The organism is Burkholderia sp. Ed8, assembly GCF_040761425.1.
Taxonomy (GTDB): domain Bacteria; phylum Pseudomonadota; class Gammaproteobacteria; order Burkholderiales; family Burkholderiaceae; genus Burkholderia; species Burkholderia seminalis.
Window position 1 is genome coordinate 659,169 of the sequence record NZ_CP142886.1, and the last position, 13,306, is coordinate 672,474.

Here is a 13,306-nt window from a genome sequence, read left to right on the forward strand (position 1 = left end):
TGCGCCGCGTTGCGTTACGCGACGGACGCGGCGCGCGTCGTCACGCGAGACCGCCGTTGACGGACAGCACCTGCCCCGTCACATAAGCCGCGGCGTCGGACACCAGATACGCGACCATCGCCGCGACTTCGTCGGGCCGGCCCGCGCGTTGCGCGGGCACGAGCTGCTTGATGCGTTCGGCGGGAAACGCCTGTTCGGCCATCGGCGATTCGATGATGCCGGGCGCCACCGCGTTGACGGTGATGCCGCGCGACGCGAGCTCCAGCGACAGCGACTTCGTCGCGCCGATCAGCCCCGCCTTCGCGGCCGCGTAGTTGACCTGCCCGCGATTGCCGGTCACGCCGGCCACCGACGCGATGTTGACGATCCGCCCGCGGCGCGTGCGGATCATCGGCAGCAGCAACGGCTGCGTGACGTTGAAAAAGCCGTTGAGCGTCACGTCGATCACGCTGTGCCATTGCCGTTGCGACATGCCGGCCATCGGCGCGTCGTCGTGAATGCCTGCGTTGTTGACGAGGATCTGCACCGGCGACGTGTCGATGAAAGGCTTCAGCGCGGCGAGCGTCGCTTCGGCGTCGGTCACGTCGAATGCGATCGCATGCGCGCTGCCGCCGGCCGCGACGATCTGCTGCGCGACCGCCTCCGCCTGCGCGAGATGGCGGTTCGCATGCACCCATACTTCATGGCCGGCCTGCGCGAGCGCCGTGCAGATCGCCTGCCCGAGTGCGCCGCTGCCGCCCGTCACGAGCGCCCGCATCGAATTGCTCCGTTCATCGCGTTTCACCTCGATCGACGCGACGGCGAACCGTACGCCGATCGCCGCCGCATCCCGTCATGCACTGCGCGCCACCGTTACTTCGTGCGATGCGCGGCGACGTACGCGGCCAGCGCGCCGAGCGTCGCGAAGATCGTCTGGTTGTCCGGATTGTCCGAGCGCAGTTCGAAGCCGAATTTCTTCGAGATCAGCAGCGCGATTTCCAGGATGTCGATGGAGTCGAGCCCGAAACCTTCGCCATACAGCGGAGTGTCGGCCGTCACTGTGTCGAGCGGGACGTCTTCGAGATTCAGTTCGCCGATGATCAGCGTGGCGAGCTCTTGTTCCAGTGCGTTCATCATGCGTGCGGGCAGGCGGCCCATGGCAGCGGAAGGCGCCCGGAAAAGGCAACCGTCGTGCACGCCCGGCGCGTGCCAATCTCCGTCCCTCCGGCGTCTGCCGGCTTCCCCGCCTGCGTTGTCTGAGGATGGTTTGTAAAAGTTACGCGGATTCTAGACGAAGGGTATCGGGGCGTATACCGTGAATGGTTACAGACTGGCGAGCCGGCGCCGCGGCCCGTTTCGCGACGCGAATGCACGAGACGCTTGAGCCGCTTTGGATGGAAATGGACCGACCCCGCGAAACCGTTCGCCCGGTGCCATACAATCGGTTACAAAACCCGGTCGCACCGGCCCCGAACGCGCGGCGCCGCGGCCCTAAAATGAGCGTGCCCGACCACCGGCCCGGACCCGCGTCCCGGCCGCCATTCATATGATGTTTGACGGCCCGACCACCGTGTCCGGCCACGATCCGCCCGATGTCTCCAGTCATGCCGCGTCCGCCCTTCCGCTCCGTTCCGGTTCGCCTGCCCGTCCGCCGCCGTGCCGCGGCCGCGGCCCGGTGCCCGCGCCGTGCGCACGGAGGCGGCCGATGAGGCGGCTGCTGTCGGTCCTGCGCGGCGCGGCAGCGGTCGTTGCCGTGGCGGCCTACCAGGCCGGCGCGCACTACGCGAGCGCGACGCCGGGCGCGCACGGCTTCGGGCTCGCGATGGCGCTCGTGCCGCCGCTGCTGCTCGCGCTCGGCGCGGCGCTGCGTTCGCCGCGGCGCGCATGGCTCGTGCCGGCGTGGCTGCTGGCCGCCGCCGCGCTGTGGGGGGCTCGCGCGCCGCTCGCGCGGCACTTCGAATGGGGCCTGTATCTGGAACACGCGAGCTTCAACCTCGCGATGGCGCTGCTGTTCGGCCGCACGCTCGCGGCCGGCCAGGTGCCGCTGTGCACGCGCTTCGCGGCGATGATCCACGGCACGGTCACGCCGGCCGTCGCGCGTTACACGCGGCGGATCACGCTCGCGTGGACGCTGTTCTTCGTCGCGACCGCCGCCGTGTCGACGCTGCTGTTCGCGACCGCGCCGATCGTCACGTGGTCGACGTTCGCGAACTACCTGTCGCTGCCGCTCGTCGCCGTGATGTTCGCCGCCGAGCATGCGTGCCGGCGCTTCGCGCTGCCGCACGAACCGCGGCCCCGGATGGCCGACGCGGTGCGCGCGTACCGCGCGACGACACACGCGTCGCAGGCGTCACGATGAATTCATGACCGGCGCGCCGCCGCGCCGGCCTTCGCCCCCGTTTTGACCGATTTATGCCGACTCACCCGCTGGTATTCCATTCCTCGCCGGACCAGACGATCGCCTGGCGCGACGGTACGCCCGTCACCGTGCGCGCGTTCGTCGCCGACGTCGCGCGCGTGGCCGCCGCGCTGCCCGCCGGCGGCCACGTGTTCAACGTGTGCCGCGACCGCTACCGTTTCGCGGTCAGCCTGTGCGCGGCGCTCGTCGCCGGCAAGATCAGCCTGCTGCCGTCGACGCACACCCCGGAAATGGTCCGCCAGCTCGCCTCGTTCGCACCCGACGCGTTCTGCCTGCACGACGCGCCCGACTGCACGATCGACCTGCCGCGCTTCGCCTATCCCGATGCCGCGCCCGGCGCGCTTGCGGACGACGCGCCGTTCGCCGTGCCGCGGATCGACGCGGCGCGAATCATGGCCTACGTGTTCACGTCCGGCTCGACCGGCACGCCGGTACCGCACCGCAAGACCTGGGGTTTCCTGGTCGGCTGCGTGCGCGCGGCGGCCGACCGCCTCGGGCTGCTCGACGGGCGCGCGGCCACGCTGATCGGCACGGTGCCCGCGCAGCACATGTACGGCTTCGAGTCGACGGTGCTGCTCGCGCTGATCGGCGGCCTCGCGTTCAGCAACCGCCAGCCGTTCTACCCGGTCGACATCCGCGACGAGCTCGACGCGATCCCGCAGCCGCGCGTGCTCGTCACGTCGCCGATCCACCTGCGGGCGCTGCTGTCCGCCGGCCATGCGCTGCCGCCGGCGGCCCTCGTGCTGTCGGCCACCGCGCCGCTGTCGGAAAAACTCGCGTGCGAAGCCGAAGCCGCGCTCGACGCGCCGCTCGTCGAGATTTACGGCAGCACGGAAACCGGCCAGATCGCGACGCGCCGCACGTCGCGGGGCGCGGCGTGGGAACTGTTCCCGGACATCCGCCTCGACGCGCGCGCCGAACCGGACGGCGACGACAGCGGGCCGACCGTGTGGGTATCGGGCGGGCACGTCGAGGCGCCCGTGCCGATGGGCGATGCGCTCGAACTGCTCGGCGACGGCCGGTTCCTGCTGCACGGCCGCAAGGCCGACCTCGTGAACATCGCCGGCAAGCGCACGTCGCTCGCCTACCTGAATCATCAGCTCAACGCGATTGCGCAGGTAGTCGACGGCGTGTTCTTCATGCCCGACGAAGCCGCGCCCGCGCACGGCGATACCGGCCTCGAACCGGTCACGCGCCTCGTCGCGCTCGTCGTCGCGCCGACGCTCACGGCCGCCGATCTGCAGCGCGCGCTGCGCGAGCGGATCGATCCTGCATTCATGCCGCGCCCGCTCGTGTTCGTCGACGCGCTGCCGCGCAACGAAACGGGCAAGCTGCCGCGCGACGTGCTCGCCGCGCTCGTCGCGCAACATGCGCGCGCCACGGCCGCCTCCGCACTCGCGTTCACGATTCCCGCCGATCATCCGGCGCTGCCCGGCCACTTCCCCGGCCATCCGGTCGTGCCGGGCGTCGTGCTGCTCGATCACGCGATCCGCGCGATCGGCACGGCGCTGAACCGCCCGCTGCACGCATGGCGGCTCGGTTCCGCGAAATTCCTGAGCCCGGTCGCCCCGGGCGAACCGCTCGATCTCGCATACGACACCGCGGCCGGCGGCGCGATCCGCTTCACGCTGCGCGTCGGGTCGCGCGAAGTCGCGACCGGCGTGCTGTCCGCGCCGCCGGCCGCGCGGGATGGCGCGCAGCCATGAAGCGCACCGCGTGGGCCGAACGCCAGGAACGCAGCAACGCCGGTTTGCTGCGCACGATGACGTGGATCTCGCTGCGCTTCGGCCGGCAGCGCGCGCGCCTCGTGCTGCACCTGATCGCGACGTACTTCGTGCTGTTCTCGCCGGCCGCGTGCGCCGCGTCGCGCGATTACCTGCGCCGCGTGCTCGGCCGCCCCGCGCGCTGGCGCGACGTGTACCGGCACGTGTTCACGTTCGCGGCGACGATTCACGACCGCATCTACCTGATGAATGGACGCTTCGACCTGTTCGACATCCGGCTGCACGGCGAGACGCTCGTCGACGGTGCGCTCGCGGGCGGCCGCGGCGCGTTCCTGATGGGCGCGCACCTCGGCAGCTTCGAGGTCGTGCGCGCGATCGGCCGCACGCATCCGGACCTGCGCGTCGTCGTCACGATGTACGAGACGAATGCGCGCAAGATCAACGCGACGCTCGCCGCGGTGAACCCGGCCGCGAAGCCCGAAGTGATTCCGCTCGGGCAGGTCGACTCGATGCTGAAGGTGCGCGAGCGCCTCGACGCGAACTGCATGGTCGGCATGCTCGCCGATCGCACGCTGCTCGACGACGCGGCCGCGTCGCTGCGGCGGCTGCCGCTGCTCGGTACGCCGGCCGCGTTCCCGCGCGGGCCGCTGTACATGGCCGCGATGCTCAAGCGCCCGGTGATCTTCATGACGGGCCTCTATCGCGACGGCAACCGCTACGACGTGCACTTCGAGACGCTCGCCGATTTCTCCGACGTGCGGCGCGACACGCGTGCGGCGGCCGTCGACGCGGCACTCGCGCGCTACGTCGCGCTGCTCGACAAGTACTGCCGCGCGGCGCCGTACAACTGGTTCAACTTTTTCGATTTCTGGCAAGACGGCGACGCCGCGGCCGCGCGCCGCGACACCGCGCACGCCGGTGCCGACCTGCCCGCCACGAGGGATTCCGACGCATGACCGCCGTTCGCCGCTTTCCGCTTCCGTTCGCCGCGCGCCTGCTCGCCACCGCGGCCGCCGCGCTCGCGCTGGCCATGCCCGCGCGCGCGGCCGACACGACGCCTGCGTGGAACCTCGACCGGCTGATGTCGACGCTCGCGCGGCACAAGTCGGGACGCGCGACGTTCACCGAGACGAAGTACCTGTCGATCGCCACGCAGCCGGTCGAATCGTCCGGCGAGCTCGTGTTCGTCGCCCCCGATCATCTGGAAAAGCACACGCTGAGCCCGAAGCCCGAACATCTCGTGGTCGACGGCGACATGCTCACGGTCGAGCGCAACAACCGCACGTTCACGCTCGCGCTCGCGCGCTATCCGGAACTCGGCGCGTTCATCGACAGCATCCGCGCGACGCTCGCCGGCAACCGCTTCGCGCTCGAACAGGTGTACAAGGTCGCCCTTTCCGGGCGCGGCGACGACTGGACGCTGACGCTCACGCCGCTCGACGCGCGGATGCTGAAGGTCGTCAGCACGATCACGCTCGACGGCACGCGCGACGAATTGCGCGGCGTCGCGATCCGGCAGGCCGACGGCGACCGGTCGGTGATGCGCCTGCAACCCGTTGCGGCGACCGCGAACTGATGGACGAACGCACGCGCCCCTCCCCCGTCGCGCGCCGCCTGCACGTGTGGCGGCAGCGCGCGGTGCTCGTGTGGCTGCTCGCGCTCGCCGCATGCGGCGTCGCGATCGGGCGTGCGCACTTCACGGCCGACCTGTCCGCGTTCCTGCCGAGTTCGCCGAGCGCCGGACAGCGCGTGCTCGTCGACCAGTTGCGCGACGGCATCGTGTCGCGGCTGATCCTCGTCGCGATCGACGGCGGCGATGCGGCCACGCGTGCCGCACTGTCGCGGCGCGTCGCCGGCGCGCTGCGCGCCGATCCGCAATTCGCGGCCGTGCACAACGGCGAAGCCGCGAACGACGCGCGCGACCGGCAGTTCGTCTTCGATCACCGCTACCTGCTGAGCCCGGCCGTCACGCCGCAGCGCTTCAGCGCCGACGGCCTGCACCGCGCGCTCGGCGACAGCCTCGACCTGCTGAGCTCGTCGGCCGGCCTCGTCGCCAAGGCGATGCTGCCGCGCGACCCGACCGGCGAAGTCACCGCGCTCGTCGACCAGCTCGACAGTGCGGCCGAACCGGCGAGCCGCGACGGCGTGTGGGCATCGCGCGACGGCACGCGCGCGGTGCTCGTCGTGCAGACGGCCGCCGCCGGCGCCGATACCGACGCGCAGGCACGCGCGATCGACACGGTGCGCCGCGCGTTCGCCGCCGCGCAACAGGCCGTCCCGAATGCAGCGGCGAACACGCTGGCGATGACGGGCCCCGGCGTGTTCTCGGTCGACACGCGCGACACGATCCGGCATGACGTCGAGCGCCTGTCGACGGCGAGCGTCGTGCTGATCGTCGCGCTGCTGCTCACGCTGTACCGTTCGCCGCGCACGCTCGCGCTCGGGCTGCTGCCGGTGCTGACCGGCGTCGCGGCCGGGATCGCGGCGGTCAGCGTCGCGTTCGGCACGGTCCACGGGCTCACGCTCGGTTTCGGCACGACGCTGATCGGCGAAGCCGTCGACTACTCGATCTACCTGTTCGTGCAATCGGCGCAGGCCGGCACGCGCGGCGCCGCGCGCCCGGGCGACGCGACACGCGCATGGGTCGCCGCATACTGGCCGACGATCCGGCTCGGCGTGCTGACGTCCGTGTGCGGATTCGCGTCGATGCTGTTCTCCGGATTCCCGGGCCTCGTGCAGCTCGGGCTGTATTCGATCGTCGGGCTGACGGCCGCCGCGCTCGTCACGCGCTTCGTGCTGCCGCACCTGCGCGGCGAGCACGTCGCGATCCGCGACGTATCGCGCATCGGCGCGGCGCTCGCACGGGCGGCCGATGCCGCGCCGCGGCTGCGCTGGCCGCTCGCCGCGCTCGTGGTCGCCGCGACCGCGACGCTCGTGCTGCATCGCGACGGCCTGTGGAGCCGCGAACTCGCCGCGCTCAGCCCCGTGCCGGCGCCGGCGCAGGCACTCGACGCGCGACTGCGCGCCGACGTCGGCGCGCCCGACGTGCGCTACCTCGTCGTGATCGCCGCGCCGACCGAACAGGCCGCGCTCGAAGGCGCGGAGAAAGTCGCCGCGCAATTGCAGCCGCTCGTCGACCAGGGCGCGCTCGCCGGTTTCGAAAGCCCCGCGCGCTACCTGCCGAGCGATGCCGCGCAGCGCGCGCGCCTCGCGAGCCTGCCGGATGCGGACGTGCTCGCCGCCCAGATGCGCGACGCCGTCGCGAACCAGCCGATCGCCGTGAAGCCCGAGCTGTTCGCACCGTTCATCGCCGACGTCGACGCCGCACGCCACGCGCCGCTGCTGACGCGCGCGGACCTGCGCGGCACGTCGATGGCGCTGGCCGTCGATGCGCTGCTGACCGAACGTGACGGCCGCTGGAACGCGATGTTGCCGCTGCGCGCGCCGGACGCCGCACGCGCCGCGCAACCGGCGGCCGGCCTCGACGCGACGCCGATTCGCGCGGCCGTCGCGCGCGCGGGCGTGCCCGACGCGCTGTTCGTCGACATGAAGGCCGAAGCCGATCGCCTCTACGTGAGCTACGTGCGCGAGGACATCCGGCTGTCGCTCGCGGGTTTCGCCGCGATCGCCGTGCTGATGCTGATCGCGCTGCGCTCGCCGCGCGTTGCCGCGCGCGCGCTCGCACCGCTCGTCGCGGCCGTGCTGGTCGTGACGGCCGGCTTCGCGCTGGCCGGCGTGCAGTTGACGATCCTGCATCTCGTCGGAATGCTGCTGATCGTCGCGGTCGGCTCGAACTACGCGCTGTTCTTCTGCAAGCGCGACGACGCGCAGCCCGTGACGCCGTACACGCTCGTGTCGCTGCTGATCGCGAACCTCGCGACGGTCGCCGGCTTCGGGTTGCTCGCGCTGTCGCGCGTGCCGCTGCTCGAAACCTTCGGGCTGACCGTCGGCCCCGGCGCGATGCTCGCGCTCGCCTTCGCGGCGATTCTCGCGCCGCGCGCCGCGGCGGCCGGCGATCGTCGTCAACGGAGTCCGGCATGAACGCGCCGCCGTCCGTTCCATCGCATCGGGCCGGCGATGCGCGCCGCTGGAAACCGACGCCGCTGATCGCCGGCGCGGCCGCGTTGCACGCGGGTGCGGCGGCCGCCGTCATCGCGCAGCCGGCCGCGTGGCCGTGGGCCGTCGGTGGCGTGGTCGCGTCGCATCTCGCGCTGACGGCCGCCGGCCTGTGGCCGCGCAGCGCGCTGCTCGGCCCGAACTGGACGCGTCTGCCGACGGGTGCCGGCCGCCGGATCGCGCTGACGATCGACGACGGCCCGGACCCGGACGTCACGCCGCGCGTGCTCGACCTGCTCGACCGTTACGACGCGCGCGCGACGTTCTTCTGCATCGGCGATCTCGCGCGCCGTCATCCGCGGTGGATCGAGGCGATCGTCGCGCGCGGCCATGCGGTCGAGAACCATAGCCAGCGGCACCGGCATACGTTCTCGCTGTCGGGGCCCGCCGCACTGCGGCGCGAGATCTCGGCCGCGCAACGAACGCTGACCGAGATCGCCGGCACGCGCCCGCTGTTCTTCCGCGCGCCGGCCGGCCTGCGCAATCCGTTTCTCGAACCGGTGCTGTGCGAACTCGGCCTGCAGCTCGCCAGCTGGACGCGGCGCGGTTTCGACACGCGCACCCGCGATGCCGCGATCGTCACACAGCGCCTGCTGCGCGGGCTCGACGCGCGCGACATCCTGCTGGTGCACGACGGTCACGCGGCACGCGATGCGCGCGGCGAACCGGTCGTGCTCGACGTGCTGCAGGCGGTACTGCACGCCGCCGCCGATGCGCAGTTGCACTGGACCACGCTGCGCGCGGCGCTCGCGCCCGAACCGTCCGGCCAGCCGGGCGTTCCGCCCCCCGTTTGATAAAATCTGACCTCGAACGGCGCGCCTGCCAGCCGTGCTGCGGCGCCCGTTCCGGCCACCGGATGCGACCCTCGTGAAACCTCTCCTGCTCTCGCACTTCACCGCCACCAGCTGCATCGGCCGCGGCCTCGACGCGACCCTCGATGCGCTGCGCCACGCTCGTGGCGGGCTCACGCCGTGCGACTTCGAGCGCGCGAACCTCGACACGTGGATCGGCGCGGTGGACGGGGTCGATGCACACCCCGTACGCGCGGATCTCGCCGACTTCGAATGCCGCAACAACCGCCTCGCGCAGCTCGGCCTCATGCAGGACGGCTTCGACGCAAGCATTGCGGCGGCCGTCGCGCGCTACGGTGCGGCACGCGTCGGCGTGTTCGTCGGCACGAGCACGGCCGGCATCCTCGAGACCGAACACGCATACCGGCACCGCGACCCGGCGAACGGCGCACTGCCGGCCGGCTTCCGCTATGCGCAAACGCACAACCCGTATTCGCCGGCGGCATTCGTGCGCGCGTATTTCGCGCTGCGCGGGCCGGCGATGGCGATCTCGTCCGCGTGCTCGTCCGGCGCGAAGGTGTTCGGCTCCGCGCGCCGCATGATCGAGGCCGGGCTGATCGACGCGGCCGTCGTCGGCGGCGTCGATTCGCTGTGCCTGACGACGCTGTACGGCTTCAATTCGCTCGAGCTGCTGTCGCGCCGGCCGTGCCGGCCGTTCGACGTCGCGCGCGACGGCATCTCGATCGGCGAGGCCGCCGCGTTCGCGCTCGTCGAGCGCGTGCCCGGCCCGCCCGCCGCGCTCGACGACGACGCGATCCTGCTGCTCGGCATCGGCGAATCGAGCGACGCGCATCACATGTCGTCGCCGCATCCGGAAGGGCTCGGCGCGCGCACCGCGATCGAGCAGGCGCTCGCGTCCGCCGGCCTCGGCGCACGCGATATCGACTACGTGAACCTGCACGGCACCGCGACGCCGAGCAACGATGCAGCCGAAAGCCGCGCGGTCGGCGCGCTGTTCGCCAGCACGCCGTCCAGTTCGACGAAGGGCGCGACCGGCCACACGCTCGGCGCGGCCGGCGCGCTTGAAGCCGTCGTCGCCGCGCTCGCGCTGCGCGAGCAGTTCGTGCCGGCCGGCATCAACACGACGCAACCCGACCCGGCGCTCGCGGCCGACTACGTGCTCGCGAGCCGCGACACGCGTGTGCGCGCCGTCCTGTCCAATTCATTCGGCTTCGGCGGCACCAATTGCAGCCTGATCCTCGGCCGCGCCGATCACGCACGCCGTTGAGGCCCGCCATGACACTCACCGCCTTCATCGAAAGCATCGGCCTCGTCGGGCCCGGATTGAACGACTGGCCACACGCGGCCGACGTGCTCGCGGGCCGCGCACCCTATGCGCCCGCGCGCACCGCGCTGCCGCCGCCGGCCGGGCTGCCGTCGGCCGAGCGGCGCCGCACGGGCCCCGTCGTGCGCACGGCGCTCGCGGTCGGCCACGAAGCCGTGGCCGCGAGCGACCGCGATGCCGCGACGCTCGCGACCGTCTTCAGCGCATCCGGCGGCGACGGCCAGAATTGCCACGCGATCTGCGAGACGCTGGCCGGCGACGATCGCCAGCTGTCGCCGACGCGCTTTCACAACTCCGTGCACAACGCGCCGGCCGGTTACTGGAGCATCGCGACCCGCGCGATGGCGACGTCGAACGTGCTGTGCGCGCACGACGGCAGCTTTGCCGCCGGCCTGCTCGAGAGCCTGTGCCAGGTCGTGGTCGATCGCACGCCGACGCTGCTGATCGCGTACGACACCGACTATCCGGAACCGCTGCGCGCGGTGCGGCCGATCGACGACGCGTTCGGCGTCGCACTCGTGCTCGCACCCGATGAGCGTGAACGCGCGCTCGCCCGTATCGACGTGCGGCTCACCGACGCGCCCGCGACGACACTCGCGCATGCCCAACTCGATGCGTTGCGCGCCGGCAATCCGGCCGCGCGCGCGCTGCCGTTGCTCGACGCACTGGCCACGCGGCGGTCGACGCGTGTCGTGCTCGATTATCTCGACGATACGCGCGTGCAGATCGACATCGCGATCCCCGGGCGCTTCGCGGAGCGGGCGCGATGACCGCCGCGCGTCCGCTTGCGCCGCCGCTCGATCGCGCCTGGATCGCCGCGCACATTCCGCACGCCGGCGCGATGTGCATGCTCGATACGGTCGATGCATGGGATGCCGAACGGATCCGCTGCACGGCGACGAGCCATCGCGATCCGCACAACCCGCTGCGCTCGCACGGCCGGCTCGCGTCGGTCTGCGGCATCGAATACGCGGCGCAGGCGATGGCCGTGCACGGCGCGCTGCTCGGGGCGCACGAAGCCCGCCCGCGCGTCGGTTATCTCGCGAGCGTGCGCAACGTCGACGCGTTCGTCGACCGGCTGGACACGTTCGATCAGCCGCTCGTCGTCGAGGCGGAACGCGTGAGCGGCGACGACCGCTCGGTGCTGTACGGCTTCGCGCTGCGCTGCGGCGACCGCGTGCTGCTGTCCGGCCGCGCCGCGGTGATGCTCGACGCGTCGGCCGCGGGCACGTTTCAACCGGCGCCTGCCGGCACCCCGAATCCTCGCTGAAGAAACCAACCCCAAGGAAACCAGGTCGTGAAAGTTCGTCAGTTCATTGGCACCGCGCTCGTTCTGGCGCTGATCAGCCCGATCGCGCACGCGGACATGTCGGAAGTGAAGCAGGACATCAAGCGCGATTCGAAGGAAGCCGCGCACAAGACCGGCGAGGCGGCGCGCAGCTTCGGCCACGCGACCGCGAGCGCCGCGAAGGCGGTCGGGCACGGCGTCGCACACGCGTCGCGCGAAGGCTGGGACGCCACCAAGCGCACGACGAAGCGGATCTTCCACAAGAGCGACTCGGGCGAGTCGTCCGGAAAGAGCGGCACGAGCGATTGATCACGCGCGTCGCGCGCGGACGGACCGCGATCAACGAATGACCATTCATCGATCGCGACGCGTCACGGCCTCGAGGCTGCCGCCGTCAACGCGTCCCGCGCATGCGGCGTGCCTGTCGTACCGGCCTGCGCGCAAAGCACCTGCCGTACGCGACGAGCCCGCCGTCGCGATGATCGAAGTTCCGCAGCAGCCGCGCGCGGCGCCGCTCGAGCCAGTAGAGCGAGACCGCCACTGTCAGCGCGACGGCGAGCGCCGTGCCGCCGATCGCGATTCCGATCCAGGTGTCGCCCATGCGTTCTCCGGAATGCGAGGCCGAAGCGGCGCGCCTGCCGCCGCTCCGGCACTGGATAGTGCAGAACGCGGCCCGTCACGTGCGCGACTGCCGTGCGGGCCGCCGCGCGTCAGTGCATGTGCTGGCCGCCGTTGATCGCGATGTTGGAGCCCGTCACGAAGCCGGCCTCCTCCGAGCACAGATAAGCGACCAGCGCCGCGACTTCCTCGGGCTTGCCGAGCCGGCCCGCCGGAATCTGCGGGAGGATCTTCGAGTCGAGGATGTCCTGCGGGATCGCCGTCACCATCTTCGTCGCGAGGTAGCCCGGCGACACGGTGTTCACCGTCACGCCCTTGCGCGCGATCTCCAGCGCGAGCGATTTCGTGAAGCCGTGCATGCCGGCCTTCGCGGCCGCATAGTTGGTCTGGCCGACCGAACCCTTCGAGCCGTTCACCGACGAGATGTTGACGATGCGCCCCCAGCCGCGCTCGACCATGCCTTCGCAGACGGGCTTCGTCATGTTGAACACGGAGTCGAGGTTGGTGCGGATCACGGCATCCCAGTTGACCTTGTCGAGCTTGCGCAACGTCATGTCGCGCGTGATGCCCGCGTTGTTCACGAGAATGTCGACCGGGCCGACCTCCCGCACGATCTTCTCGATGCATTGCTGGCACGAATCGTGATCGGCCACGTCCACCGGGTACGCATGGAACGCCCGGCCGGCCGCATGCATCTCGGTCAGCCAGCGGTCCGCACCGGCGTTGTTCGGCGAATACGTGACGACTACCCGGTGGCCCGCGTCGTTCAACCTGATGCTGACCGCTTCGCCAAGACCGCCCATTCCACCAGTCACAACTGCAATTCGCTTAGTCATCCTATAAATTACCGACAAAAAAAGTAATCGATGAATGCGGGGCGGCGGCATCGTACCTGCTGCCGCCCCACCGCTTCGATACGCCACCGCCCGCGTCGCGGGTGCGGTACGCACCGGAACCTTCGCGCGTATTATTGGCTGCTTGTCATGCGCGAAACCCGTCTGGTTCGCTGCGGTGCCAGCCGGCGCC

At 71.3% G+C, this 13,306-nt stretch carries 14 protein-coding genes; 10 read left to right on the forward strand and 4 right to left on the reverse strand.

Features of this window, described 5'->3' with window-relative positions; genetic code table 11:
• Positions 1-40: 40 nt before the first annotated feature.
• Positions 41-757, reverse strand: a complete 717-nt coding sequence (gene fabG / locus VXM69_RS16970; RefSeq protein ID WP_034189595.1) for a 3-oxoacyl-ACP reductase FabG — start codon at positions 755-757, stop codon at positions 41-43.
• Between the two features lie 95 nt (positions 758-852).
• The gene (locus VXM69_RS16975) at positions 853-1,137 is read right to left on the reverse strand and encodes a phosphopantetheine-binding protein (RefSeq protein ID WP_080287884.1); all 285 of its coding nucleotides are present in this window, start codon (positions 1,135-1,137) and stop codon (positions 853-855) included.
• Between the two features lie 547 nt (positions 1,138-1,684).
• Between VXM69_RS16975 and VXM69_RS16980 the strand changes: the two genes are divergently transcribed.
• The 10 genes from VXM69_RS16980 (at position 1,685) to VXM69_RS17025 (ending at position 11,971) form a co-directional block, all read left to right on the forward strand.
• A complete protein-coding gene (locus tag VXM69_RS16980; protein ID WP_367189938.1) occupies positions 1,685-2,338 on the forward strand; it encodes a hypothetical protein in 654 nt (217 codons plus the stop codon).
• Between the two features lie 53 nt (positions 2,339-2,391).
• On the forward strand, positions 2,392-4,104 hold the full coding sequence (locus tag VXM69_RS16985; RefSeq protein WP_367189939.1) for an AMP-binding protein: 1,713 nt from the start codon (positions 2,392-2,394) through the stop codon (positions 4,102-4,104).
• On the forward strand, positions 4,101-5,078 hold the full coding sequence (locus VXM69_RS16990) for an acyl-CoA synthetase (protein ID WP_226253450.1): 978 nt from the start codon (positions 4,101-4,103) through the stop codon (positions 5,076-5,078). Before VXM69_RS16985 ends, VXM69_RS16990 begins: the two co-directional genes overlap by 4 nt.
• Positions 5,075-5,698, forward strand: coding sequence for a LolA-related protein (locus VXM69_RS16995; RefSeq protein WP_301742328.1), 624 nt, complete (start codon positions 5,075-5,077; stop codon positions 5,696-5,698). Before VXM69_RS16990 ends, VXM69_RS16995 begins: the two co-directional genes overlap by 4 nt.
• Positions 5,698-8,163: an MMPL family transporter gene (locus tag VXM69_RS17000; protein ID WP_367189940.1), complete on the forward strand. Its 2,466-nt coding sequence runs from the start codon at positions 5,698-5,700 to the stop codon at positions 8,161-8,163. Before VXM69_RS16995 ends, VXM69_RS17000 begins: the two co-directional genes overlap by 1 nt.
• The gene (locus VXM69_RS17005) at positions 8,160-9,032 is read left to right on the forward strand and encodes a polysaccharide deacetylase family protein (RefSeq protein ID WP_367189941.1); all 873 of its coding nucleotides are present in this window, start codon (positions 8,160-8,162) and stop codon (positions 9,030-9,032) included. Before VXM69_RS17000 ends, VXM69_RS17005 begins: the two co-directional genes overlap by 4 nt.
• Positions 9,033-9,105: 73 nt before the next feature.
• On the forward strand, positions 9,106-10,317 hold the full coding sequence (locus VXM69_RS17010; protein WP_034189608.1) for a beta-ketoacyl-[acyl-carrier-protein] synthase family protein: 1,212 nt from the start codon (positions 9,106-9,108) through the stop codon (positions 10,315-10,317).
• Between the two features lie 8 nt (positions 10,318-10,325).
• Positions 10,326-11,144: a beta-ketoacyl synthase chain length factor gene (locus VXM69_RS17015; protein WP_367189942.1), complete on the forward strand. Its 819-nt coding sequence runs from the start codon at positions 10,326-10,328 to the stop codon at positions 11,142-11,144.
• Entirely contained in the window at positions 11,141-11,644 is a 504-nt protein-coding gene (locus VXM69_RS17020; protein ID WP_034189602.1) for a hotdog family protein, read from the forward strand. Before VXM69_RS17015 ends, VXM69_RS17020 begins: the two co-directional genes overlap by 4 nt.
• A 27-nt stretch (positions 11,645-11,671) precedes the next feature.
• Complete coding sequence (locus VXM69_RS17025; RefSeq protein ID WP_049031537.1) at positions 11,672-11,971, forward strand: hypothetical protein; 300 nt, start codon at positions 11,672-11,674, stop codon at positions 11,969-11,971.
• 85 nt (positions 11,972-12,056) lie between these two features.
• Here VXM69_RS17025 and VXM69_RS17030 read toward each other — a convergent pair whose 3' ends face one another.
• Together VXM69_RS17030 and phbB are read right to left on the reverse strand one after the other, a co-directional pair.
• A complete protein-coding gene (locus VXM69_RS17030; protein WP_034189604.1) occupies positions 12,057-12,263 on the reverse strand; it encodes a hypothetical protein in 207 nt (68 codons plus the stop codon).
• Positions 12,264-12,372: 109 nt separating this feature from the next.
• On the reverse strand, positions 12,373-13,116 hold the full coding sequence (gene phbB / locus VXM69_RS17035; RefSeq protein WP_034189605.1) for an acetoacetyl-CoA reductase: 744 nt from the start codon (positions 13,114-13,116) through the stop codon (positions 12,373-12,375).
• Between the last annotated feature and the right edge of the window lie 190 nt (positions 13,117-13,306).